The sequence below is a fragment of the Streptomyces sp. TRM70350 genome (assembly GCF_019219825.1).
Taxonomy (GTDB): Bacteria; Actinomycetota; Actinomycetes; order Streptomycetales; family Streptomycetaceae; genus Streptomyces.
This window is the reverse complement of sequence record NZ_JAHUXH010000022.1, coordinates 53,262-75,834: the sequence shown is the minus strand read 5'-3', so window position 1 is coordinate 75,834 and position 22,573 is coordinate 53,262. Positions and strand designations below refer to the sequence as shown.

Below are 22,573 nucleotides of genomic sequence, written 5' to 3'. Positions count from 1 at the left end.
TCTGACAACGCGGCACCGGTTTTCCCGCGGTGGCGTCCGTCCCGCGCGCCGTCCCTTGGCCCGGCCGCGCTCACGCGGTGCGTGGGGACCGGTGCCGTCGTGGACGGCGGGTATGCGCCTCGTTCGCGGCGGCGCGTTCGGCTGCTTCCCGGCGGGCGGCGCGGCCGCTGCGTATGGCTTCGCGGACCAGCCGCTCGTGCTCGGCCCGGCGGATCAGCTCGGCGGAACGGATCTGCTGGAGCTCGTACTCGTACATCTCTTCTCCTGGGAGAGGTCGGTAGGCGGTATCGCTCATTGCGATGCCTCCACCTTCGTTTCCGAGGAGGGTTCGCCACATCGGGAGAGTTCCGTATCTTCGGCAGGCGCGGGGCCTTAGAAGGCACTTAGGGGTCCTTGCACTATGAGCGTCCGATCAGGTCGCGTGGTCTGGTGCCGTGCATCGCAAGGCGCCGGAGCGCCCTGGTAGCGGAGCCACCTGGGCGTTTCGGCAACGCGGCGAGGTGCGGTGCCAGACCACGCGCCCCGGGCGGGCATAGTGCAAGGACCCCTTAGTACGGTCACCGGTTCACCGGGACATCTCCTAAGCCCCGGCCTACGCCCCCGGCACCGGGCCGATGCCGACCGTGCGGGAGAGCAGGGCGAGGGGATGTCTCCCTTGAGCCGGATCTCCCGGTCGTGGGTGGCGCGGGAGGTGTCCAGGGCCGGTGCGCGGGCGATGCCGATGCGCTGACGCTGCCCGCCGGAGAACTTGCGGGACGTCCCGGGAGCCGACCGCGCGCCGCACGCCGGACTCCGGACGCGTGACGTCGACCTCGACGCCGGCCCGGGCGGAGTGTTCGTCGCCTGGGGCACGGCGGGTTCCATGCCCCGGACCTGGATGAGTTCACCGCGGTCGTGCGGACCGCCGTCGACGCGGTGGGGGACGCGTCCCGGTGTACGCCGGGGTCGGCGGCGCCCTCGGCCTGGCCAGGCGGTCCGCGGCCGAGGCGAGCCAGCGGGCGTACCTGCAGCGCGCCTTCTTCCACCCCCTGGTCCGGCTGCGCCAGCGGGTTCCGGGCCACGCGGTGGCGCTGGTGAGGGCCCCGGTCACCTTGGAGGGCCACGACGCCGGACCGGTCCGGCCGCCGCTGACGTCCCTCGCCCCGCAGGAGGTCGAGGAAACCGGCGGCCATCATCGCCGAGGGCCGCACGGTGCTCGCTTCCTGAGCTGCACGCCGACGCGCAAGCGATGGGTCCCCGCACGTCCGTCAGCACCGCAGGACGTCCAGGGACCCCTCGTGGTCCGCGTCGGCTCAGCCGGTGGCGGGCAGGCCCAGGAGGACGCCGGTGTACTTCAGGACGGCCAGGAACAGGCCGATCACGCCGAGGGAGACACCGGCCCAGGCGACCGACTTGATCCACGGCGCCTGCGGATTTCCGGGCGCGCCGAACGCGGGGCGGGCCAGGACCACGACGCCGACGATCAGCGCGGCCAGCGCGAACACGCCGGCCCACAGGGCGTTGGCGGCCCAGGCGTCGCCGTAGCCCTCCTTGACCATCGTGGCGACGCTGGAGGACTGCGAGGTCTGCAGCTGGCCGATCAGCGACTCGCGCGCGGAGGCCACGGTGCCGACCCAGCTGCCGGTGAGCGAGACGATGCCGAGCGCGACGGCGACGACGGCGCCGGCGCCCTGGCCGACCCCGGTGGGGCCGCTCTGTGCGGCCTGCGCCGCTTCGGGCTGCTCGTCGCCGTCCTCGGTGCCGGTGTCGGCTTCCGTGGCGGTGGGGTCCGCCGCCGCCTCGACCCGGTCCTCGTCGGTCTTCGCCCCGGTCTCGGCGCCGGTCTCGGCGGGGGTCTCGTCCACAGTCTTGGTTGCCATGCCCCGCACCGTACGGACGGAGTCTGAGAGGTTCCTTAATGATCGTTGTGAGCGCCACGCGCGCGTGTCCGCGCCCACTCCGGCGCGAGCACGGCCCAGATCTCGTAGTCCTGCCGCACGCCCCGCCAGGGATAGCTCTCACGCAGCACGCCCTCCCGGGTCATGCCCAGCCGGCGTGCCACGTTGATGCTGGCCGTGTTGTCGGACGCCGCGTGCCACTCCACCCGGTGCATACCGCGCTCGTCGAACGCCCAGTCGATCAGGATGCGCGACGCGCGCGTGATGAGGCCTCGTCCGGTGGCCGCCGGTTCCAGCCAGCAGCCGATCTCGCAGACGCCGGTGGCGGCGTCGAAGACGCGGAAGAGGACACCCCCGACGAGCTTGCCGTCCAGCCAGACGCCGTGCAGGGAGCCGCTGTCGGCTGCGCGCCTGTCGGCGTACGACTGGAGCAGGGCCCGGGCGGAGTCGAGGTCGGTGGCCTTGGACCCGAACGGGATGTGCCGGGTGATGAAGTCCCGCCCGCGGTGGAGGTGGGCGAGGAACTCCTCGGCGTGCCAGGGCTCCAGGGGCCGCAGCCGGGCTCCGTCGTCACCCAGGGATATCGCGTACATCCGAACGCCGCTCTTTCTCCCGTACGTCCACGACGTCCGTGAGCTTCTCACGTGCGGCATGGGCGTCGTTGAGATTTTCCTGCTCGGCGCGGGATTCGGGCGGCTCGACGCTGATCCGCGGCAGGTACCGGTCGAGCCAGCGGGGCAGCCACCAGTTGGCGGCACCGAGCAGGTGCATGAGGGCGGGCACCAGCAGCGTGCGGAGCACGAAGGCGTCGAGGGCGACGGCGGCGGCGAGCGCGATGCCGAACAGGGCTATCACGCGGTCGCCGCTGAGCACGAAGGCGAGGAAGACCGAGATCATGATGACCGCGGCGCAGTTGATCACCCGGCTGGTCTCGGCGAGGCCGACCCGGACGGCCCGCCGGTTGTCGCCGGTCTCCAGCCACTCCTCGTACATCCGGCTGACCAGGAAGACCTGGTAGTCCATGGAGAGCCCGAAGAGCACCGACACCATGATCACGGGGAGGAAGGGCTCGATCGGGCCCGCGCGGCCGAGGCCGAGCACTTCGCTGCCCCAGCCCCACTGGAAGATCGCGACGACCACCCCGAACGAGGCGGCGACGGCTGCGACGTTCATCGCGGCGGCCTTCAGCGGGATGCCGACGGACCGGAAGGCGAGCAGCAGCAGCACACAGCCGAGGCCGATGACCACGCCGACGAACAGCGGCAGCTTGTCGAGGATCACCTCGGCGAAGTCGTCGTAGGCGGCCGTGACCCCGCCGACGTGCACGTCGAGGGAGGTGCCGGCCTCGGCGCGCGGCAGGACCTCGGTGCGCAGCCGGTCGACGAGGTCACTGGTGCTCGCCGACTGCGGGGACGACTCGGGTACGACGGTGAGGTACGCGATGTGGCCGCCGGAGTCGAACGTCACCGGTGTCACGGCGGCGACGCCCTCGGTGGCGCGCAGGCTGCCGCCGAGGCTGTCGACGGCGAGCCGGTCCTCGGCGCCGCGGATCTCGGTGACGAGGGTGAGGGGGCCGTTGACGCCGGGTCCGAAGCCGTCGGCGAGGAGGTCGTAGGCCTTCCTGGTGGTCGTCGACTCGGGGTTGTTGCCCTGGTCGGAGGTGCCGAGGCGGAGCGAGAGGGTGGGCAGGGCGAGCAGCGTGATGACGGCGAGCGCGACCGCGCCGAGCTTCTTGGGGTGCCGTTCGACGAAGGCGGACCAGCGGGCGGCGAATCCCGTGGGCAGCTCGGGTTCGGGACCGTGCTCCTGAAGGCGGCGGCGTTCGCGGCGGCTGAGCGCGCGCATGCCGACGAAGGACAGCAGGGCGGGCAGCAGGGTCACGGAGGCCGCGACGGTGAGCACGACCGTCAACGAGGCCGCGACGGCCACGCCGTTGAGGAAGCCGAGCCGGAGTATCAGCATTCCCAGCAGCGCGATGCAAACGGTGGCACCCGCGAACACCACCGCACGTCCCGTGGTGGCGACGGCCGTGGTGGCCGCCTCGGTGACGCCCAGGCCGCGTTTCAGGCCGCGCCGGTGGCGGGTGACGATGAACAGCGCGTAGTCGATGCCGACGCCGAGCCCGATCAGCATGCCCAGCATCGGCGCGAAGTCGGCGACGGTCATGACGTGCCCGAGCAGCACGATCCCGGCGTACGCGGTGCCGACGCCGACCAGGGCGGTGGCGATGGGCAGCAGGGAGGCGGCGAGCGAGCCGAAGGCGAGGAACAGCACGACCGCGGCGACCACCACGCCGACGACCTCGGCCAGATGCCCGCCGGACGGGTCGGTGAGGCCGGCGGCGGTGCCGCCCAGCTCCACCCGGAGCCCGTCGGCCTCGGCGTCCTTGGCGGTGTTTACGACGGCCCACACCTCGGACTCGTCGATGTCCTGGGCCTGGTCGCGGAAGGCGACGGTGGCGTAGGCGGTACGGCCGTCCTCGCTGATCCGGCCCGCGCCCTGACCGTCGTACGGGCTCGCCACGGTGGCGACGCCGGGCAGTTGGGCGATGGCGTGCAGGGTACGGGTCATCGTCTGTTCGACGTCGGCGGCGCGGACCGAGCCGGTCTCGGTGTGCCAGACGACCGTGCCCGCGGCGCCGCCCAGGTCCGGGAAGCCCTCCTTCAGCAGCTGCCCGGCCCGCCCCGACTCGGTGCCCGGGACCTGGTAGTCGTTCGAGTACGCCGTGCCGGTCGCGGTGGCGGCAGCGGCCACCCCGCCGAAGGCGAGGAGCCACAGGAGAACGGCGGTCAGGCGGTTCCGCACACACCAGCGGGCGAGGGCTGCCACGGACGTGCTCCCAGGATATGCCGTGTGGATCTTTGACCGGGAACAGTCGTCCGTGTTCTGAACGGCCCGCAAAGAACGCATGAGCAATGCACAGCCACTCTTACAGGGAGAAATGATCGTTTGGTCGCTTCGTGGGTTTATTCACAGGAGTGGGAGGCGGCTCACAGGACAATTGGGTGAACTCTGTCGACCGTCAGTCGAACTGGTCTCCGAACGCCATCACCATGGCCCCGCCCACCAGCAGCCACAGCGCCCGCCGGGTGCGCCCCCGCGACCCGAGCACCGCCGCACACGCGCAGACGGCCGCGCCGAGGGCATAGGCGGCCGGTACGAGCACCGGTTCGGCGTCCGTGGCCCGCAGCACGGACGCGGCCAGCCCCGCGCACGCCAGCAGCCCACCGGTCCCGGCGGCGGTCCAGCGGGCCCGCCGCGCCTCCTGCGCAGGATCAGCGCGTTCGCTCATGGCGCGCGAGCGTAGCGCCTCCCGCCGGGAATTCGGATGCGGCCCCTGTCCACCGGCTGCTAAGCACAGTCCCCATGTCCGATCTCACCGAGCGACTCACCAACGACCGCTACCCGCGCAGCAGCCAGTACGACGCGCGCTGGGTCGTCGACCACCAGATGGGCCCGCACCCGCTGTGGCTGCTGGAGTGGCTGGCCCCCGCACTCGGCCTCGATTCCCTGCCCCCACGCGCGCGCGTGCTCGACCTGGGCTGCGGCCGCGCGCTCACGTCGGTCTTCCTCGCGAGGGAGTACGACGTCCAGGTCACCGCCGCCGATCTGTGGATCAAGCCCGACGAGAACGCCGAACGGCTCGCCGCGGCGGGCGTCGCCGACCGGGTGCTGCCGGTGCACGCGGAGGCGCACGACCTGCCGTTCGGCGAGGGCACGTTCGACGCGATCGTGTCCATCGACGCGTATCAGTACTTCGGCACCGACGACCTCTATCTGCCCACCCTGACGCGGCTGTTGAAGCCCGGCGGGCGGATCGGTGTCGTCGTACCGGCGCTGCGGGAGGAACCGGACGGCACCGAGCCGCCCGAGCACCTCGCACCATGGTGGGAGCCCGACTTCTGGTGCTTCCACTCCGCCGACTGGTGGCGACGCCACTGGACCCGCGGCGGCGCCGTCCACGTCGAGTCCGCCGACTGGCTGGACGACGGCTGGCGGGACTGGCTGCTGTGGTGCGACGTGGTCGCCGAGGAGAGCCCGGAGGAGTTCCATCGCACGATGTCCCGCCGGGTCGGCGAGATGCTGCGGGCGGACGAGGGCCGCGCGCTGGGCTTCGTACGGCTGGTGGGGCAGCGCCCGGTGTGACACACCAAGGGGGGTGCACCGTGACCGGTGCACCCCCCTTGCTCGTGCTCAGCCCTCGCTGACGCCCAGCCTCTGAAGGATCAGCTCCTTGACGCGGGCCGCGTCGGCCTGGCCCCGGGTCGCCTTCATGACCGCGCCGACCAGGGCGCCGGCCGCGGCCACCTTGCCCCCGCGGATCTTGTCCGCGATGCCCGGGTTGCCGGCGATGGCCTCGTCCACGGCGGCGGTGAGCGCGCCCTCGTCGGAGACGACCTTCAGACCGCGCTTGTCGACGACCTCGTCCGGGGTGCCTTCGCCCTTGAGGACGCCGTCGATGACCTGACGCGCCAGCTTGTCGTTGAGGGAGCCCTCGGCGACCAGGGTGGTCACCCGGGCGACCTGCTCGGGCGTGATGGGCAGCAACTCCAGGGACATGCCCGTCTCGTTGGCCGTACGCGCCAGCTCACCCATCCACCACTTGCGGGCGGAGGCCGCGTCGGCACCGGCGTCGATCGTGGCGACGATCGGGGCGAGCGCACCGGCGTTGAGGATCGCCTGCATGTCCGTGGCGGAGATGCCCCACTCCTCGCGGAGCCGGTTGCGGCGCACCAGCGGCAGCTCCGGCAGCGAGGCGCGGATCTGCTCGACCCACTCGCGGGACGGGGCCACGGGCACCAGGTCCGGCTCCGGGAAGTACCGGTAGTCCTCGGCCTCCTCCTTCGTACGACCGGACGTCGTCGTGCCCGTGTCCTCGTGGAAGTGGCGCGTCTCCTGGACCACCGTGCCGCCGTCGCCGAGCACGGCCGCGTGCCGCTGGATCTCGAAGCGCACCGCACGCTCCACCGAGCGCAGGGAGTTGACGTTCTTGGTCTCGGAGCGGGTGCCGAACTTGTCGGCGCCCTTGGGCATCAGCGACAGGTTCACGTCGCAGCGCATCTGGCCCATCTCCATGCGGGCCTCGGACACGCCGAGCGCGCGGATGAGCTCGCGCAGCTCACGGACGTACGCCTTCGCCACCTCGGGCGCGCGCTCGCCCGCGCCGACGATCGGCTTGGTGACGATCTCGATCAGCGGGATGCCGGCGCGGTTGTAGTCCAGCAGCGAGTGCGAGGCGCCGTGGATCCGGCCCGTCGCGCCACCCACGTGCGTGGACTTGCCGGTGTCCTCCTCCATGTGGGCGCGCTCGATCTCCACGCGGAAGGTCTCGCCGTCCTCCAGCTGTACGTCGAGGTAGCCGTTGAAGGCGATCGGCTCGTCGTACTGGGAGGTCTGGAAGTTCTTCGGCATGTCCGGATAGAAGTAGTTCTTCCGGGCGAAGCGGCACCACTCGGCGATCTCGCAGTTCAGCGCGAGCCCGATCTTGATCGCGGACTCGACGCCGGTCGCGTTGACGACCGGGAGCGCGCCGGGCAGGCCGAGGCAGACGGGACAGGTCTGGGTGTTCGGTTCGGCGCCGAGCGCGGTCGAACAGCCGCAGAACATCTTGGTCTTGGTGCCGAGTTCGACATGGACCTCAAGGCCCATGACGGGGTCGTACGACGCCAGCGCGTCCTCGTACGACACCAGGTCGGTCGTGGTGGTCACGGTGAAACTTCCCTCTCAGCCCAGCAGGACGTCGTCGTCGCCCAGCCGCTTCAGCTCGCGGTAGAGCATGGCGAGGCCGGTGACGACGCCGGCGGCGGTGACGACGGCGTCGACGAGCCGCAGCGTGTCGTTCTCGGCGCGGGCCTTCTTGATCTGCTTGGCGACGCCGATCGCGCCGAACGCGGTGGCGGCCATGGACAGGTACGTACCGGACTTCGACTTCTTGAAGCCCTTGGCCTTGGTCAGTGCACTCACAGCGACGGAGCCTCCTCCAGGAGCGGGTGCCCCCACTTTTCCACGAAGGCGGCCTCGACGGCGGCGCCCACCTTGTACAGGCGGTCGTCCTGCATCGCCGGGGCGATGATCTGCAGGCCGACCGGCAGGTTGTCCTCCGGGGCCAGGCCGCAGGGCAGGGACATGGCCGCGTTGCCCGCCAGGTTGGTCGGGATGGTGCACAGGTCGGCGAGGTACATCGCCATCGGGTCGTCGGCACGCTCACCGATCGGGAAGGCGGTGGTGGGCGTGGTCGGCGAGACGATCACGTCGATCTGCTCGAACGCCTTGTCGAAGTCCTGCTTGATCAGCGTACGGACCTTCTGGGCGCTGCCGTAGTACGCGTCGTAGTAGCCGCTCGACAGGGCGTACGTGCCGAGCATGATGCGCCGCTTGACCTCGGGGCCGAAGCCGGCCTCGCGGGTCAGGGACGTGACCTCCTCGGCGGAGTGCGAGCCGTCGTCGCCGGTACGCAGGCCGTAGCGCAGGCCGTCGAAGCGGGCCAGGTTGCTGGAGCACTCGCTCGGGGCGATCAGGTAGTACGCCGACAGCGCCAGGTCGAAGGACGGGCAGTCCAGCTCGACGATCTCCGCGCCCAGCTCCTTGAGCAGCCGGACCGACTCGTCGAACCGCTGGATGACGCCGGCCTGGTAGCCCTCGCCGCGGAACTGCTTGACGACGCCGACGCGCATGCCCTCGACGCTGCCGTTGCGGGCGGCCTCGACGACCGGCGGGACCGGGGCGTCGATGGAGGTGGAGTCGAGCGGGTCGTGCCCGGCGATCACCTCGTGCAGGAGGGCCGCGTCCAGGACCGTACGGGCGCAGGGCCCGCCCTGGTCGAGGGAGGACGAGAACGCCACCATGCCGTAGCGCGAGACGGCCCCGTACGTCGGCTTCACGCCGACCGTGCCGGTGACGGCGGCCGGCTGGCGGATGGACCCGCCGGTGTCGGTGCCGATGGCGAGCGGGGCCTGGTACGAGGCGAGCGCGGCGGAGGAGCCGCCGCCGGAGCCGCCGGGGATGCGGGTGAGGTCCCAGGGGTTGCCGGTGGGCCCGTACGCGCTGTTCTCGGTCGAGGACCCCATGGCGAACTCGTCCATGTTGGTCTTGCCGAGGATGACGACGTCGGCGTCCTTCAGCTTCCGGGTGAGGGTGGCGTCGTACGGCGGAATCCACCCCTGAAGGATCTTGGAGCCCACGGTGGTGGGGATGCCCTCGGTGGTGAAGATGTCCTTGAGCGCGAGGGGAACACCGGCCAGCGGGCCGAGCTTCTCCCCCTTGGCCCGCTTCTCGTCGACGGCTCGGGCCTGCGCGAGGGCGCCCTCGCGGTCGACGTGCAGGAAGGCGTGCACCTTCTCGTCGACGGCCTCGATACGGGCCAGGTGGGCCTCGGTGACCTCGACGGCCGTGAGCTCGCCGGAGGCGATCCTCGCGGCGATCTCGGCGGCGGTGAGCTTGATGATTGCGTCCGTCATGCGGATTACTCCTCCCCCAGGATCTGCGGCACCTTGAAACGCTGCTGCTCCTGGGCCGGGGCGCCGGACAGCGCCTGCTCGGGGGTGAGCGACGGGCGGACCTCGTCCGGGCGCATGACGTTCGTCAGCGGGAGCGGGTGCGAGGTCGGCGGTACGTCTTGGTCGGCGACCTCGCTGACGCGGGCGACCGCGCCGATGATGTCGTCCAGCTGGCCGGCGAAGTGGTCGAGCTCTTCGGGCTTCAGCTCCAGACGCGCCAGCCGGGCGAGGTGGGCGACCTCCTCGCGCGTGATGCCAGGCATGCAGCGATCCTCTGGGGTGAGTGTGTGTGGTTTGGGGCCAATCCTATGGGGCGGGAGCCTGTGCCCGTGAAACGGATAACGGTGGTCTGGTGAGAGACGGCGCAGCAGTGCCGAGTAAGGGGCGCGGGGCTGTGTTCGATATGCGGCTCCGCCGCGTGGGCGCGCTCGGCCCCCGCGGCGCGGCAGACGACCGACGACAGTACCCGGCACTCCCCAACATCTAGTCGGCCGCAGGCAGTGCGGCCTTCGGCCGCTGCCACCCCCGAGCCCCCCGAGCCCGCAACCACGCAGTCGTCTCCTCGGGAGGCATCGCCGCGGCGACCAGCCACCCCTGCACGGCATCGCACCGCAGATCCCGCAGCCGCTCCCACGTCTCGTCGTCCTCGACCCCCTCGGCGACCACGAGCAGCCCCAGCGAATGCGCGAGGTCGACGGTGCACCGCACGATCTCCGCGTCCTCCGCGTCGACCGCCAGCCGTGCCACGAACGAACGGTCGATCTTCAGCTCGCTCACCGGCAGCCGCTTGAGGTGGACGAGCGAGGAGTACCCGGTGCCGAAGTCGTCCAGCGACATCTTCACGCCGTGCCCGGTCAGCCCGGCGAGGGTGTCGGCGGCCCGCTGCGGGTCCTCCAGGAGCACGTGTTCCGTTATCTCCAGTTGGAGCGCTCCCGCGGGCACTCCGTGCCGGGCCAGGCGGGCGGCGACGGAGCCCGCGAAGCCGGGAGTGTGCACGTCACGCGGGGACACGTTCACCGCGACCGGCACGAACAGCCCCTGCGCCCGCCACTGCGCCACCTGTCCGAGCGCCGTCTCCAGCACGTACTCCGTCAGGTGCGGCATCAGCCCGGACGACTCGGCGATCGCGATGAACTCGTCCGGCGGCACCTTCCCGCGCTCCGGGTGCACCCACCGCACCAGCGCCTCCAGCCCGGCCACCTGCCCGTCGAAGCGCACCTTCGGCTGGTAGTGCAGCTCGACCTCGTGCGCGTCCAGCGCCCGGCGCAGGTCGGCGAGGAGGCCGAGCCGGTCCGGGGTGTTCGAGTCCCGCTTGGACTCGTACACCTCCACCCCCGTGCGGTCGCGTTTCGCCTGGTACATCGCCACGTCCGCGCGGCGCAGCAGTCCCTCGGCGTCGAGGGCGTGGTCGGGGAAGACGGCGACCCCGGCGCTGGCCTCCAGCACGAGGGTGAGGCCGTCGAGGTCGAGCGGGGAGCTGAGCGCGGTGACGAGGCCGCGGGCGATTCGGGTCGCGGACGTCGTGGAGTCGGCGACCGGCAGTAAGACGGCGAACTCGTCGCCGCCGAGCCGGGCGGCCTCCGCCCCGCGCGGCAGGGCCAGCCGCAGCCGGTCGGCGGTCTGCAGCAGCAGCCGGTCACCGGCGAGATGACCGAGGGTGTCATTGACCGATCGGAACCGGTCGAGGTCGATCAGCATCAGGGCGGCGCGGGCGTCGATGCGCTCGGCGTCGTCCAGTGCGGTCCAGATGCGCTCCAGGAGCCACTGGCGGTTGGGCAGCCCGGTGAGCGGATCGCGCAGCTGCTCCTCCGCGCGGGCGCGGGCTATCCACAGGGTGGAGTCGAGGGCGATCAGGGGGATGGCGAACAGCGGCAGCAGGATCGGCTTGGCGACGGCGACCACGCAGATCAGGGGGGCGATGCCGAGCAGCGCGACCGCGACCAGGCCGTGCCGGACCAGGGCGGTGCGGGCGATGGTGGGCAGTCCGCCGGGGCGGGGCGCGTGCAGGTACCACAGCAGGGTGCGGGAGACCGCGAGGTAGGCGATCGCGACCAGGATCACCTCGGTGGCGGTGTAGAGGTTCCAGGTGGCGGGGTGCCAGGGGTCCTCGACGGAGGGCAGGCGGTCGAAGGCGGCCAGCAGCAGGGCGCCGGCGCCGATGCCGAGGACGTCCACCGCGCCGTGCAGCAGGCCCTGCCGCCAGCGGTGCCGCCGGGCTATGCCGACCAGGACGACGACGGTGAGGCTGACCAGCCCGGCGGCCACCCAGCCGTACAGCAGCAGGACGGCGAGGGTGAGGGCGGCGCCGGAGCCGGTGCCGCCCCACCAGCGGGCGCGGCCGAGCGCGACCAGGTGGCCGACGATGATGCCGGTGAGCACGGCCAGCGCCCAGCCGGTCGTGCCGGACGGGAAGAGCGCGTGGTGGCCGGTGAACGCCCGCAGGAATCCGGCGCCGAGGGTGAACCCGGCGGCCGCGACGACCGCCGCGGGCAGCGCGGGCCAGGACAGGTGCCGTTCGCCGTCGACTCCCGGCAGTCCGGCGGCGTGCCCGGCGGTGAGGGCGGCGGCGTCGCGTCCGTCCAGGACGATGCGCTGCCCGGCGTCCTGGTCCCCCGGCGTCGCGGTACTCGCACGCCAGGCCGAACGGAGGCCCCCTCGCCAGGCGCCGGCCATCCGGCGCAGCCGTGAGTACGGGGCGGCGCTCTCGGTCGGTTCCATTCCCGTCCCTCTCACAGCCGGCGGTGCCCACGCCACGCGGCCCGATGCCCGACATCCATCAACGGCACCGCGTTGGAAAACCGTTCCCCGTGCTCGCCAAGAGCAAGGGAATGCCCCAACCGCAGCTGGGCACGGCAGGTGCACACCTCAACAGTAGGCCGCAGAAGGCTTCCACGGGCAGCGGTCGTCGACGGTTGCCCGAATGCGCCTCAGCCGCCCGTATGCATCTGGTATGCGCCGATCGGGTGTTCTTCAACCGCTACTCGCCGGTCGGAAGCGCGACCTCCGACGCCGCCTCAGGCCCTTGCTCCAGAAGGACGTTGAACCCCTCCTCGTCCAGAACCGGCACCTTGAGCTGCATCGCCTTGTCATATTTCGATCCGGGGTTGTCACCCACAACGACGAATGACGTCTTCTTCGAAACCGATCCGGTCACCTTGGCGCCTCGGCTCTGCAGCGCCTCCTTCGCGCCGTCCCGCGTGAAGTGTTCGAGCGTGCCGGTGACGACGACGGTGAGACCTTCGAGCGGGCGGGGGCCCTCTTCCTCGCCGGTGCTCTCCTCCTCCAGCCGGACGCCGGCGGCCTTCCACTTGCGGATGATCTCGCGGTGCCAGTCCTCGGCGAACCACTCCTTGAGCGAGGCGGCGATGATGGGGCCGACCCCGTCGGTGGTGGCCAGCTCCTCCTCGGTCGCCTGCTCGATGCGGTCGATGGAGCGGAACTCGCGGGCCAGCGCCTCGGCGGCCACGGGGCCGACATGACGGATCGACAGACCGGTCAGGATGCGGGCGAGCGGGCGCTGCTTGGCGGCCGCGATGTTCTCCAGCATCGCGAGCGCGTTCTTCTTGGGCTCGCCCTGCTGGTTGGCGAAGACCGTGACGATCTTCTCCTCGCCGGTCTTCGGGTCCCGCTTGGGCAGGCCGCTGTCCTGGTCGAGGACGTAGGCCTTGATGGGCAGCAGCTGCTCGACGGTGAGGTCGAACAGGTCACCCTCGTCCTTCAGCGGCGGCTCCTTCGGCTCCAGCGGACCGGTGAGGGCGGCCGCGGCGACATAGCCGAAGTGCTCGATGTCCAGCGCCTTGCGGCCCGCCAGATAGAACAGCCGTTCGCGCAGTTGTGCGGGGCAGGTACGGGAGTTCGGGCAGCGCAGGTCGACGTCGCCCTCCTTCATCGGCCTCAGCGCCGTACCGCACTCGGGGCACTCGGACGGCATCACGAACTCGCGCTCGGTGCCGTCGCGCAGGTCGACGACCGGGCCGAGGATCTCCGGGATGACGTCACCGGCCTTGCGCAGCACCACCGTGTCGCCGATGAGGACGCCCTTGGCCTTGACGATGTCCTGGTTGTGCAGGGTGGCGAACTCGACCTCCGAGCCGGCCACCGTCACCGGCTCGACCTGCGCGTACGGCGTGACGCGGCCGGTGCGGCCCACGCCCACGCGGATGTTGACGAGCTTGGTGTTGACCTCCTCCGGCGCGTACTTGTACGCGATCGCCCAGCGCGGGGCGCGGGCCGTCGAACCGAGGCGGCCCTGCAGGCGGATCTCGTCCAGCTTGACCACCACGCCGTCGATCTCGTGCTCCACGGAGTGGCGGTTCTCGCCGTAGTACGCGATGAACTCCCGTACGCCTTCGAGGTCGTCGACCACCTTGTTGTGCCGCGAGGTGGGCAGGCCCCACTCCTTGAGCAGGTCGTAGGCCTGGGAGAGGCGGGTGAGGCCCTGGAAGCCCTCCAGGGCGCCGATGCCGTGCACCACCATGTGCAGCGGGCGGGTGGCCGTGACGCGCGGGTCCTTCTGGCGCAGGGAACCGGCCGCCGCGTTGCGCGGGTTGGCGAACGGCTTGTCGCCGGCCTCCACCAGGCGGCGGTTGAGCTCCTCGAACTTCTCCATCGGGAAGTAGACCTCGCCGCGGATCTCCACCAGGTCCGGGACGCGGTCGCCCTTCAGCCGGTCCGGGATCTCGGCGATGGTGCGGACGTTGGGGGTGATGTCCTCGCCGGTGCGGCCGTCGCCGCGGGTCGCCGCGCGCGTGAGGCGGCCGTGCTCATAGGTGAGGTTGACGGCGAGGCCGTCGACCTTCAGCTCGCACAGGAAGTGGTAGTCCTGCGCGCCCAGTTCGCGGGCGATGCGGTCGGCCCACGCGGCGAGCTCGTCGTCGTTGAAGGTGTTGTCGAGGGACAGCATGCGCTGGCGGTGCTCGACCGCCGAGAACTCCGTTTCGTAGGACCCGGCGACCTTCTGGGTCGGCGAGTCCGGGGTGCGCAGCTCCGGGTGCTCCTCCTCCAGCTCCTCCAGGGTGCGCAGGAGCTGGTCGAACTCCGCGTCGCTGATGACGGGAGCGTCCTTCACGTAGTACCGGAAGCGGTGCTCCTCGACCTGCTCGGCGAGCTGCGCATGCCGCTCCCGTGCCTCGGCGGGTACCGCTGTGGACTCCGCTTGCTTGTCGCCGGCCACCGTGTCGTCCTCCCGTTACTCAGGGTTGTCCGCGAGGGATCTCGCCGCCCGGACGCAGTGGGCGAGGGCCCGCCGCGCGTACTCGGGGGAAGCGCCCGCGAGTCCGCACGTCGGCGTGACCGTGACCGCCTCGGGAAGAAGCCCCGGTGACAGCCCCAGCCTGCGCCACAGCGTCCTGACACCCATGACGCTACCGGCAGGGTCTGACAATGGGTCGTCCGTGCTCGGCACGACACCGGCGAACAGCCGGGTGCCGTCCTCCACGGCCTCGCCGATCGCGTCGTCGTCACGCTCGGTGAGAAGCGAGAAGTCGAAGGAGACGGCGGCGGCACCGGCCCGGCGCAGCAGCGCGAACGGGACGTCGGGGGCACAGGAGTGGACCACGACCGGGCCGCCCTCGTGCACGGCGACGACGTCCCGGAGCGTGGCCTCGATGATCTGCCGGTCGACGGCGCGGTGGGTGCGGTAGCCGCTGGCGGTCCGCACCCGGCCGCGCAGTACGGCGGTGAGGGAGGGCTCATCGAGCTGGAGCACGAGCCGGGCGCCGGGGACACGCCGCCGCACCTCGGCGAGGTGCAGGCGCAGGCCCTCGGTGAGGGAGGCGGCGAGGTCGCGGCAGGCGCCGGGGTCGGACAGAACCGCCTCGCCGTTCTTCAGCTCGACGGCCGCGGCGAGCGTCCACGGCCCGACGGCCTGCACCTTCAGCGGGCCCTCGTACCCCTGCGTGAACTCCTCCAGCGCGTCGAGGTCCTCGCCGAGCCACGCCCACGCCCGCTTGGTGTCCCGGCCCGGCCGGTCCCCGAAACGCCAGCCACTGGGCTCCACGCGCGCGTACAGCTCGACGAGCATCCCGGCGGTCCGCCCGATCATGTCGGCGCCGGGACCGCGGGCGGGCAGCTCGGGCAGGAACGGGAAGTCCTCGAAGGACCCGGTGACGGTCTTGGCGGCCTCACGGGCGTCCCCGCCGGGCATGGATCCGACGCCGGTGGCGGCACCGAAGCGAAACTGGGTTTGCTCACTCACCCCAGCAGCCTACGTGCCCGGCCCCGGCGCGACCGCCGACCGGGGCTGCCGCCCCCGCACCCCCGCTCCGGCCTGACGGCCTCGTCCTGAATCGCCGGACGGGCTGGTCGCGGCCGACGTCACGACGCGCGCGTCACCGCCCCGGCCGCACCGTCAGGTCGTTCACCTCCGCGTCCCTCGGCAGGTCCAGGGCCATCAGGATCGTCGTGGCGACGGACTCCGGGTCGATCCACTTCGCCGGGTCGTACGGCTTGCCCTCCTGCTGGTGCACCTTGGCCTGCATGGGGCTCGCCGTGCGGCCGGGGTAGACGGAGGTGACGCGGACGCCCTTCGCGTGCTCCTCCTGGCGCAGGGCGTCGGCGAGGGCCTTCAGGCCGTGCTTGGAAGCCGCGTACGCGGACCAGTCGGCGTGGGCGTTCAGCCCCGCGCCCGAGTTCACGAACACCACGTGGCCGCGGGCGGCGCGCAGTTGGGGCAGAAAGAGACGGGTGAGTTCCGCGGGGGCGACGAGGTTGACGGTGAGCTGGTGACGCCAGGTCTTGGGGGTGAGCTCGCCGACGGGGCCCAGGTCGACCACGCCGGCGATGTGCAGCAGGGAGTCCACCCGGTCCGGCAGCGTCTGGTGGGACAGCGCCCAGCTGAGCTTGTCGGGGTCGGCCAGGTCGCCGACGAGGGTCTTCGCCCCGGGGAACTCGGCCGCCAGTTCCTTCGCGCGGCCCGCGTCGCGCGCGTGCAGCACGACGTCGTCCCCGCGCGCGTGCAGGCGGCGGGCCACGGCCGCGCCGATGCCGGAACCCGCCCCGGTGATCACATGTGTAGCCATGCCCGCCATGCTCGCATCACCCACGTGTGATCACGCCACGCCCCGGCTCTCCTCCAGGTACGCCAGCGCCCCCACCGGCTCCTCCGCGAAGAACACCAGGTCGCTCAGCGGCCGGGGCAGGAAGCCCTCGTCCTCCATACGGCGGAACTGCTCCTTCAGGCCGTCGTAGAAGCCCGCGGTGTTCAGCAGCACCACGGGCTTGTCGGTGTGGCCGTGCTTCTTCAGCTCCAGGATCTCGGTGGCCTCGTCGAGCGTGCCGGTGCCGCCCACCATGATCACCACGGCGTCGGACTTCTCCAGGAGCAGCTTCTTGCGCTCGGCGAGGTCCCGAGCGATCACCATCTCGTCGACGCCCTGGCGTGCCTTGGCCGCCAGGAACTCCACGGAGACGCCCACGAGCCGTCCGCCCGCCTCGTGCACGCCGTCCGCCACCACCTTCATCAGCCCGACGTCGGAACCGCCCCACACGAGCGTGTGCCCGCCCTTGCCCAGCAGTTTCGCGAACTCGCGCGCGGGGCGCGTGTAGCGGTCGTCGAGGTCGGCGGCGGAGAGGAAGACGCAGATGTTCATGAGGCAACCGTACGGGGGAAGAACCGGGCGCCCGCGAGTGCTTTTCCCGACATGACCCAGGACACCACTCAAGGCCACACGATCACCATCGAGCAGGGCACGCAGCGCGTGCGCGTCGTCCACGGAGGGCAGGTGCTGGCGGAGAGCGACCGGCCCCTCGTCCTGCGGGAGACGGGCTGCCCCGTGCGCTACTACATCCCGCCGCAGGACGTCCGGCTCGACCTGCTGACGCCGTCGGAGACACACACGTACTGCCCGTTCAAGGGCACGGCGTCCTACTGGTCGCTGCCGGACGCGCCGGATCTCGTCTGGTCCTACCCGGAACCGAAGCCGGACGTGGCGGCGATCAAGGACCACCTCTGCTTCTACGAGGTTGAGGTGGCCTGAGCCGGTCGGTTCAGGCCACGCCCGCCGTCGCGCGTGTGGTCGACGCGATCGTCGCCGAGCCGACCACGCGCGTGCCGTCGTACAGGACGATCGCCTGGCCCGGGGCCACGCCCCGGACGGGCTCGGTGAAGCGCACGTGCAGGTCGCCGTCGAGCAGTTCGGCGGTCACCTCGGTCTCGCCGCCGTGGGCGCGCAGCTGGGCGGTGTAGGTGCCGGGGCCGGTGGGGGCGAGACCGCACCAGCGGGGCTTGACGGCGGTGAGGGCGCTGACGTCCAGGGCGGACGCGGGGCCCACCGTCACCGTGTTGGTCACCGGCGAGATGTCGAGGACGTAGCGCGGCTTGCCGTCGGGCGCCGGGGTGCCGATCCTGAGCCCCTTGCGCTGGCCGATGGTGAAGCCGTACGCCCCGTCGTGCGTGCCCAGCCTGGTGCCGGACTCGTCGACGATGTCGCCCTCCGCCCGGCCGAGCCGGTTCGCCAGGAAGCCCTGTGTGTCGCCGTCGGCGATGAAGCAGATGTCGTGCGAGTCCGGCTTCTTGGCCACCGCCAGGCCGCGCCGCTCGGCCTCGGCGCGGATCTCGTCCTTGGTGGTGACCGTGTCGCCGAGCGGGAACATCGCGTGGGCGAGCTGCTTCTCGTCCAGCACACCGAGGACGTACGACTGGTCCTTCGCCATGTCGGAGGCGCGGTGCAGTTCGCGGCTGCCGTCGGGCAGCGTCACGATCTTCGCGTAGTGCCCGGTGCAGACCGCGTCGAAGCCCAGCGCCAGCGCCTTGTCCAGCAGCGCGGCGAACTTGATCTTCTCGTTGCAGCGCAGGCAGGGGTTGGGCGTACGGCCCGCCTCGTACTCGGCGACGAAGTCCTCGACGACGTCCTCGCGGAAGCGGTCGGCGAGGTCCCAGACGTAGAACGGGATGCCGATGACGTCGGCGGCGCGGCGGGCGTCGCGGGAGTCCTCGATCGTGCAGCAGCCCCGCGCGCCCGTGCGGAACGACTGCGGGTTCGCGGAGAGCGCGAGGTGGACGCCGGTCACGTCGTGGCCCGCCTCGGCCGCGCGGGCGGCGGCGACGGCGGAGTCCACACCGCCGGACATGGCGGCGAGGACGCGGAGGGGGCGGGAGCGCTGCGGGGTGTCAGTCATAACCCTTCCAGGGTACGGGGGCGCGGGAACCGGAGCCCGCGAGTATCCGTTCTCGATCACATGGAGCAGACGAGGGGCGGCGGCCAGGACCGGCGGATCGGGCGGCGCGCGCTGATCATCGGCGGGGCCGCGGCGGCGGTGGGCACGGGCGCGGTGCTGGCGCGCGAGGAGCTGTCGCGGCTGTGGTGGCAGGTGCCCGGGGTGGAGAAGCCGCGGGTGGAGGGGGCGGTCGACTACACGGGCGCGCGCTGGGTGGCGGCCTCGTCGGCGAACTGGCGGCGGGCGGACCGCCCGGACGACTACACGATCGACATGGTGATCATCCATGTCACCCAGGGCAGCTTCGACAGCGCGGTGAAGGTCTTCCAGGACCCGGGGCACGGAGCGGCCTCGCACTACATCGTCCGCAAGGACGGCCACATCGCGCAGATGATCCGCGAGCTGGACGTGGCGTACCACGCGGGCAACCGCGACTACAACGAACGCAGCGTCGGCATCGAGCACGCGGGCTTCGTGGACCGCCCGCAGGACTTCACGGACGCGATGTACGCCGCGTCCGCCCGTCTCACGGCGGGGATATGCGGGCGGTACGGCATACCCGTCGACCGCGAGCACATCATCGGGCACGTGGAGGTGCCGGGCACCGACCACACCGATCCCGGGGAGCACTGGGACTGGGACCGGTACATGAAGCTCGTACGACAGGCGGGTACGGCTACGACGGCCTAGGTGCGGCCTAGGTGAGTCCCGCCGCGCGGGCGCGTTCCACCGCCGGGCCGATGGCCTTGGCGACCGCCTCGACGTCGGCCGCCGTGGAGGTGTGGCCGAGGGAGAAGCGCAGGGTGCCGCGGGCCAGGTCCGGGTCGGTGCCGGTGGCGAGCAGGACGTGGCTGGGCTGGGCGACTCCGGCGGTGCAGGCGGAGCCGGTGGAGCACTCGATGCCCTGGGCGTCCAGGAGCAGCAGCAGGGAGTCGCCCTCGCAGCCGGGGAACGTGAAGTGGGCGTTGGCCGGGAGGCGGTGCACCGGGTCACCGCCGAGGATCGCGTCCGGCACGGCCGTACGGACCACGTCGATCAGGTCGTCGCGCAGGGCGCCGATCTCGCGGGCGAACCACTCACGGTGCTCGGCGGCGTGCCGGCCGGCGACCGCGAAGGAGGCGATGGCGGGGACGTCGAGGGTGCCGGAGCGGACGTGGCGCTCCTGGCCGCCACCGTGCAGGACGGGCACGGGGCTGTACTCACGGCCCAGGATCAGCGCGCCGATGCCGTACGGGCCGCCGATCTTGTGGCCGGAGACGGTCATCGCGGCGAGGCCGGAGGCGGCGAAGTCGACCGGGAGCTGGCCGAAGGCCTGAACGGCGTCGGAGTGCAGCGGTACGTCGAACTCGGCGGCGGTCTCGGCGAGTTCGCGGATCGGCAGGACCGTGCCGATCTCGTTGTTCGCCCACATGACGGTGGCGAGGGCGACATCGTCGGGGTTGCGGGCGATGGCCTCGCGCAGGGCCTCGGGGCGGACCCGGCCGTGGGAGTCGACCGGGAGGTACTCGACGGTGGCGCCCTCGTGTTCGCCGAGCCAGTGGACGGCGTCCAGGACGGCGTGGTGCTCGACGGGGCTGGCGAGGACCCGGGTGCGGGCCGGGTCGGCGGCGCGGCGGGACCAGTACAGGCCCTTGACGGCGAGGTTGTCGGCCTCGGTGCCGCCGGAGGTGAAGACGACCTCGCTGGGGCGGGCGCCGAGGGCTTCCGCGAGGGTTTCGCGGGCTTCCTCGACGGTGCGGCGGGCCTGGCGGCCGGATGCGTGGAGGGAGGAGGCGTTGCCCGTGCTGAGCAGGTGGGCGGTGAGCGCCTCTGCCGCCTCCGGGAGCATCGGGGTGGTCGCGGCGTGGTCGAGGTATGCCATGGTGACGCCGATTCTACGCGCGGCGGTCCTTGGCCGGTTTCGAGGTGGGCCGGGGTTGGCGCCCACCCCATCTCTTCGCGGGTCGCCCTCAGACTCTTCGTGGTCGCCCTCAGAAACTCCACGAAATCGTGTTGTCCGCCTGCATGAATGCCGCCAGGACCACGAGGTCCGCGACGCCCAGGCCGAGGCCCAGGTAGGCGCGGAAGCGGCGGTTGGTGCCTCGCCAGAGGGCGATGGTGGCCAGGGCGATGGCGATCGGGCCGAGGAAGATGTTGAGGACCAGCAGGCCCAGGAGGCCCAGGACGAAGGACGCGACGGCCATGCCGTCGGTGTCGTGGATGCCGGTGCGGCGCTTGGCCGGTGCGGTCAGTTGCATGGTGGGCTCCTGACGGTCAGTGGGTCGGCGTCCGACGCCTGCGGCCGTGCCGCTCGCGGAGCGCGAAGACGCCGAGCCAGGCGGCGATCACGGCGGCGGTGACGAGGGTGAAGCCGATCGGCGCGTGGGCCACGGTGCCCATGACCACGCCGAGCAGCAGAAGCGCGGCGACCAGGAAGAGCATGGGATGAGTCCCCCTCTGGTTCGGTGAACGTGTGTAGTTACATTTGTTCACTGACTTTCCAGTCTAGCGCGCCCCATGACTTTCCCATGGCAGAGAACAGTTGTTAACTGCATGGTATGAGTCACACCGTCGGCATCCGGCAGGCACAGAAGCAGAAGACCCGGCAGGCGCTCCTGGACGCCGCATTGGAGCTGCTGGAGGAGCAGAGCCTGAGCAGCCTGGGGCTGCGTGAGGTCACCCGTGCGGTCGGTGTCGCCCCCACCGCCTTCTACCGGCACTTCCGCTCCACGGCGGACCTGGGCGTGGCCTTGGTCGAGGAGACGTTGAGCAGCCTGCACCCGACCATCCGCACGATCGTGTCCACGACCGGCGACAGCGACGAACGCATCACCCGCGCCGTCGAGTTGATCGGCGGCCATGTGCGGGCCCACCCCGCCCACGTCCGTTTCATCGCACGCGAGCAGCACGGCGGGGTCCAGCCGGTGCGGGAGGCCATCCGCAGCCAACTGGCCCTGTTCACCGAGGAAGTGAAGGCCGAACTGGCCAAGGACCACGCGGCCGAGGGCTGGAGCGACGACGATCTGCTGATGCTCGCGGGGCTGTACGTCGACCAGATGCTGGTCACGGCCTCGCTCTTCCTGGAGGCACTGGGGTCCGAGGAGGAGCAACGGCGGGCCGCCCGGCTGGCGACCCGCCGACTACGGCTGATCAGCATCGGCCGCGAACACTGGCTGGACTGACGACGGGCGCGGCGAGGAGCACCTCACCCGAGCCGCACCCGAGCCAGTTGCCGGGACTGCGCCACCAGCCGGTCCGCGCTGTCCCAGACCTCGGCGTCCTCCTCCAGGAACCCACCGGCGAGGTTGCGCGTGGTGATGGAGACCCGCAGCGGGCCCGGCGCCGGGCGGCAGCGCACATGCGCGGTCAGTTCGACCGTCGGCACCCAGCCGGAGATGCCGAGTTCGAAGGCGGTGGGCGGCAGGGCGTCCACGGCGAGCAGGAGCGAGAAGGGGTCGGCGTCGCGGCCGTCCTTGAGGCCGAACCACGCGCGCATCTCACCCTTGCCGGACGGCGAGCCCAGCGCCCAGCCCAGGGTGGCCGGGTCGAGCTTGAGCATCAGCCGTTCGGTGATCGCCGAGCTGCCGTCGACGGGGGCGGGTCCGTCCTCGGGGCCGAAGCACTGGTCGATCGGCGGCATCGCGGGCGGCCGCGCGGTCGTACGGACGTCGCCCGGGAGGGAGTCGAGGTCGCCGTAGGAGGCGAGGACACGGATCCGTTCGATCTCGCGGCCCTGGTCGTCGTACTGGAAGAGCGAGGCCTGGCCGGTGGAGAGGGTGCGGCCGGTGCGGACGACGTCGGTGCGGACGACCGCGGGGCCGGGCTGGGACGCGGTCAGGTAGTGCGCGGAGATCGTGAACGGGTCGGGATGCGGCAGGGCGTCGGCGAGGGCGCGGCCCAGGACGGCCAGGAGGTAGCCGCCGTTGACGGCACTGATGATGGTCCAGCCCGCGGAGAGGTCGATGTCGTAGACGCCCTCGGAGCGCCGGGTGACGGCGGTGTCGCGGTCGAACTCGCTGTTGCCGATGGTCGCCTGGGATGCCTGAGCCATGGCGGTACCGTACA

The 22,573-nt window shown here is 71.6% G+C and carries 23 protein-coding genes; 4 read left to right on the top strand and 19 right to left on the bottom strand.

The window, feature by feature from the left end; genetic code table 11:
- Positions 1–70 precede the first annotated feature (70 nt).
- From KWI83_RS27290 to KWI83_RS27270, 5 genes are all read right to left on the bottom strand, one after another.
- A complete protein-coding gene (locus KWI83_RS27290; RefSeq protein ID WP_218517043.1) occupies positions 71–256 on the bottom strand; it encodes a hypothetical protein in 186 nt (61 codons plus the stop codon).
- Positions 257–1,292: 1,036 nt separating this feature from the next.
- The gene (locus KWI83_RS27285) at positions 1,293–1,859 is read right to left on the bottom strand and encodes a hypothetical protein (protein WP_218517042.1); all 567 of its coding nucleotides are present in this window, start codon (positions 1,857–1,859) and stop codon (positions 1,293–1,295) included.
- A 35-nt stretch (positions 1,860–1,894) separates the two neighbouring features.
- Positions 1,895–2,470 carry a GNAT family N-acetyltransferase gene (locus KWI83_RS27280; RefSeq protein WP_218517041.1) on the bottom strand — a complete coding sequence of 192 codons (576 nt, stop codon included), beginning with the start codon at positions 2,468–2,470 and terminating at the stop codon, positions 1,895–1,897.
- Positions 2,448–4,706, bottom strand: a complete 2,259-nt coding sequence (locus tag KWI83_RS27275; protein ID WP_218517040.1) for an MMPL family transporter — start codon at positions 4,704–4,706, stop codon at positions 2,448–2,450. Before KWI83_RS27275 ends, KWI83_RS27280 begins: the two co-directional genes overlap by 23 nt.
- 193 nt (positions 4,707–4,899) lie before the next feature.
- Positions 4,900–5,169: a hypothetical protein gene (locus KWI83_RS27270; protein ID WP_218517039.1), complete on the bottom strand. Its 270-nt coding sequence runs from the start codon at positions 5,167–5,169 to the stop codon at positions 4,900–4,902.
- A 74-nt stretch (positions 5,170–5,243) separates the two neighbouring features.
- On the opposite strand from KWI83_RS27270, the gene KWI83_RS27265 reads away from it, so the two are divergent.
- On the top strand, positions 5,244–6,023 hold the full coding sequence (locus tag KWI83_RS27265) for a cyclopropane-fatty-acyl-phospholipid synthase family protein (protein WP_218517038.1): 780 nt from the start codon (positions 5,244–5,246) through the stop codon (positions 6,021–6,023).
- 48 nt (positions 6,024–6,071) lie between these two features.
- Here the strand turns inward: KWI83_RS27265 and gatB are convergent, their stop codons facing one another.
- The 9 genes from gatB to KWI83_RS27220 form a co-directional block, all read right to left on the bottom strand.
- The gene (gene gatB / locus KWI83_RS27260; protein WP_218517037.1) at positions 6,072–7,586 is read right to left on the bottom strand and encodes an Asp-tRNA(Asn)/Glu-tRNA(Gln) amidotransferase subunit GatB; all 1,515 of its coding nucleotides are present in this window, start codon (positions 7,584–7,586) and stop codon (positions 6,072–6,074) included.
- Positions 7,587–7,601: 15 nt separating this feature from the next.
- Entirely contained in the window at positions 7,602–7,841 is a 240-nt protein-coding gene (locus KWI83_RS27255; protein ID WP_196459077.1) for a hypothetical protein, read from the bottom strand.
- Complete coding sequence (gene gatA, locus KWI83_RS27250; protein ID WP_218517036.1) at positions 7,838–9,334, bottom strand: Asp-tRNA(Asn)/Glu-tRNA(Gln) amidotransferase subunit GatA; 1,497 nt, start codon at positions 9,332–9,334, stop codon at positions 7,838–7,840. Before gatA ends, KWI83_RS27255 begins: the two co-directional genes overlap by 4 nt.
- Before the next feature lie 5 nt (positions 9,335–9,339).
- A complete protein-coding gene (gene gatC / locus KWI83_RS27245) occupies positions 9,340–9,636 on the bottom strand; it encodes an Asp-tRNA(Asn)/Glu-tRNA(Gln) amidotransferase subunit GatC (protein ID WP_004925108.1) in 297 nt (98 codons plus the stop codon).
- 220 nt (positions 9,637–9,856) lie between these two features.
- Positions 9,857–12,091: a bifunctional diguanylate cyclase/phosphodiesterase gene (locus KWI83_RS27240; RefSeq protein WP_218517035.1), complete on the bottom strand. Its 2,235-nt coding sequence runs from the start codon at positions 12,089–12,091 to the stop codon at positions 9,857–9,859.
- A gap of 259 nt (positions 12,092–12,350) precedes the next feature.
- On the bottom strand, positions 12,351–14,546 hold the full coding sequence (gene ligA, locus KWI83_RS27235) for an NAD-dependent DNA ligase LigA (protein WP_218517034.1): 2,196 nt from the start codon (positions 14,544–14,546) through the stop codon (positions 12,351–12,353).
- A gap of 15 nt (positions 14,547–14,561) precedes the next feature.
- Complete coding sequence (locus tag KWI83_RS27230) at positions 14,562–15,518, bottom strand: methionine synthase (RefSeq protein ID WP_374106390.1); 957 nt, start codon at positions 15,516–15,518, stop codon at positions 14,562–14,564.
- A gap of 184 nt (positions 15,519–15,702) precedes the next feature.
- A complete protein-coding gene (locus tag KWI83_RS27225) occupies positions 15,703–16,401 on the bottom strand; it encodes an SDR family oxidoreductase (protein ID WP_218517032.1) in 699 nt (232 codons plus the stop codon).
- A gap of 21 nt (positions 16,402–16,422) precedes the next feature.
- Entirely contained in the window at positions 16,423–16,962 is a 540-nt protein-coding gene (locus tag KWI83_RS27220; protein ID WP_218517031.1) for a TIGR00730 family Rossman fold protein, read from the bottom strand.
- 51 nt (positions 16,963–17,013) lie between these two features.
- Between KWI83_RS27220 and KWI83_RS27215 the strand changes: the two genes are divergently transcribed.
- Entirely contained in the window at positions 17,014–17,349 is a 336-nt protein-coding gene (locus tag KWI83_RS27215; protein WP_218517030.1) for a DUF427 domain-containing protein, read from the top strand.
- A 10-nt stretch (positions 17,350–17,359) separates the two neighbouring features.
- Here the strand turns inward: KWI83_RS27215 and mnmA are convergent, their stop codons facing one another.
- Positions 17,360–18,490: a tRNA 2-thiouridine(34) synthase MnmA gene (gene mnmA, locus KWI83_RS27210; protein WP_218517029.1), complete on the bottom strand. Its 1,131-nt coding sequence runs from the start codon at positions 18,488–18,490 to the stop codon at positions 17,360–17,362.
- A 60-nt stretch (positions 18,491–18,550) separates the two neighbouring features.
- Between mnmA and KWI83_RS27205 the strand changes: the two genes are divergently transcribed.
- Positions 18,551–19,219, top strand: a complete 669-nt coding sequence (locus tag KWI83_RS27205) for an N-acetylmuramoyl-L-alanine amidase (RefSeq protein WP_218517028.1) — start codon at positions 18,551–18,553, stop codon at positions 19,217–19,219.
- A 7-nt stretch (positions 19,220–19,226) separates the two neighbouring features.
- Here KWI83_RS27205 and KWI83_RS27200 read toward each other — a convergent pair whose 3' ends face one another.
- From KWI83_RS27200 to KWI83_RS27190, 3 genes are all read right to left on the bottom strand, one after another.
- On the bottom strand, positions 19,227–20,390 hold the full coding sequence (locus KWI83_RS27200; protein WP_218517027.1) for a cysteine desulfurase family protein: 1,164 nt from the start codon (positions 20,388–20,390) through the stop codon (positions 19,227–19,229).
- A gap of 109 nt (positions 20,391–20,499) precedes the next feature.
- Positions 20,500–20,766 (bottom strand): DUF4190 domain-containing protein, encoded by a 267-nt coding sequence (locus tag KWI83_RS27195; RefSeq protein ID WP_218517026.1) that lies wholly within the window; start codon positions 20,764–20,766, stop codon positions 20,500–20,502.
- A gap of 16 nt (positions 20,767–20,782) precedes the next feature.
- Positions 20,783–20,950: a hypothetical protein gene (locus KWI83_RS27190; RefSeq protein WP_167529661.1), complete on the bottom strand. Its 168-nt coding sequence runs from the start codon at positions 20,948–20,950 to the stop codon at positions 20,783–20,785.
- A gap of 116 nt (positions 20,951–21,066) precedes the next feature.
- Here KWI83_RS27190 and KWI83_RS27185 point away from each other — a divergent pair, with 116 nt between their 5' ends.
- The gene (locus KWI83_RS27185) at positions 21,067–21,690 is read left to right on the top strand and encodes a TetR family transcriptional regulator (protein ID WP_218517025.1); all 624 of its coding nucleotides are present in this window, start codon (positions 21,067–21,069) and stop codon (positions 21,688–21,690) included.
- Between the two features lie 23 nt (positions 21,691–21,713).
- On the opposite strand, the gene KWI83_RS27180 is transcribed toward KWI83_RS27185, so the two are convergent.
- Positions 21,714–22,559, bottom strand: coding sequence for a thioesterase family protein (locus KWI83_RS27180; protein WP_218517024.1), 846 nt, complete (start codon positions 22,557–22,559; stop codon positions 21,714–21,716).
- Positions 22,560–22,573: the final 14 nt, after the last annotated feature.

What these genes read in the sequence shown, in the direction of transcription:
- KWI83_RS27290 (WP_218517043.1), bottom strand. Translation starts at nt 256, where the DNA reads ATGTACGAGTACGAGCTCCAGCAGATCCGTTCCGCCGAGCTGATCCGC.
- KWI83_RS27285 (WP_218517042.1), bottom strand. Translation starts at nt 1,859, where the DNA reads ATGGCAACCAAGACTGTGGACGAGACCCCCGCCGAGACCGGCGCCGAG.
- KWI83_RS27280 (WP_218517041.1), bottom strand. Translation starts at nt 2,470, where the DNA reads ATGTACGCGATATCCCTGGGTGACGACGGAGCCCGGCTGCGGCCCCTG.
- KWI83_RS27270 (WP_218517039.1), bottom strand. Translation starts at nt 5,169, where the DNA reads ATGAGCGAACGCGCTGATCCTGCGCAGGAGGCGCGGCGGGCCCGCTGG.
- KWI83_RS27265 (WP_218517038.1), top strand. Translation starts at nt 5,244, where the DNA reads ATGTCCGATCTCACCGAGCGACTCACCAACGACCGCTACCCGCGCAGC.
- gatA (WP_218517036.1), bottom strand. Translation starts at nt 9,334, where the DNA reads ATGACGGACGCAATCATCAAGCTCACCGCCGCCGAGATCGCCGCGAGG.
- gatC (WP_004925108.1), bottom strand. Translation starts at nt 9,636, where the DNA reads ATGCCTGGCATCACGCGCGAGGAGGTCGCCCACCTCGCCCGGCTGGCG.
- KWI83_RS27240 (WP_218517035.1), bottom strand. Translation starts at nt 12,091, where the DNA reads ATGGAACCGACCGAGAGCGCCGCCCCGTACTCACGGCTGCGCCGGATG.
- KWI83_RS27230 (WP_374106390.1), bottom strand. Translation starts at nt 15,518, where the DNA reads ATGCCCGGCGGGGACGCCCGTGAGGCCGCCAAGACCGTCACCGGGTCC.
- KWI83_RS27225 (WP_218517032.1), bottom strand. Translation starts at nt 16,401, where the DNA reads ATGGCGGGCATGGCTACACATGTGATCACCGGGGCGGGTTCCGGCATC.
- KWI83_RS27220 (WP_218517031.1), bottom strand. Translation starts at nt 16,962, where the DNA reads ATGAACATCTGCGTCTTCCTCTCCGCCGCCGACCTCGACGACCGCTAC.
- KWI83_RS27215 (WP_218517030.1), top strand. Translation starts at nt 17,014, where the DNA reads ATGACCCAGGACACCACTCAAGGCCACACGATCACCATCGAGCAGGGC.
- mnmA (WP_218517029.1), bottom strand. Translation starts at nt 18,490, where the DNA reads ATGACTGACACCCCGCAGCGCTCCCGCCCCCTCCGCGTCCTCGCCGCC.
- KWI83_RS27205 (WP_218517028.1), top strand. Translation starts at nt 18,551, where the DNA reads ATGGAGCAGACGAGGGGCGGCGGCCAGGACCGGCGGATCGGGCGGCGC.
- KWI83_RS27200 (WP_218517027.1), bottom strand. Translation starts at nt 20,390, where the DNA reads ATGGCATACCTCGACCACGCCGCGACCACCCCGATGCTCCCGGAGGCG.
- KWI83_RS27195 (WP_218517026.1), bottom strand. Translation starts at nt 20,766, where the DNA reads ATGCAACTGACCGCACCGGCCAAGCGCCGCACCGGCATCCACGACACC.
- KWI83_RS27190 (WP_167529661.1), bottom strand. Translation starts at nt 20,950, where the DNA reads ATGCTCTTCCTGGTCGCCGCGCTTCTGCTGCTCGGCGTGGTCATGGGC.
- KWI83_RS27185 (WP_218517025.1), top strand. Translation starts at nt 21,067, where the DNA reads ATGAGTCACACCGTCGGCATCCGGCAGGCACAGAAGCAGAAGACCCGG.
- KWI83_RS27180 (WP_218517024.1), bottom strand. Translation starts at nt 22,559, where the DNA reads ATGGCTCAGGCATCCCAGGCGACCATCGGCAACAGCGAGTTCGACCGC.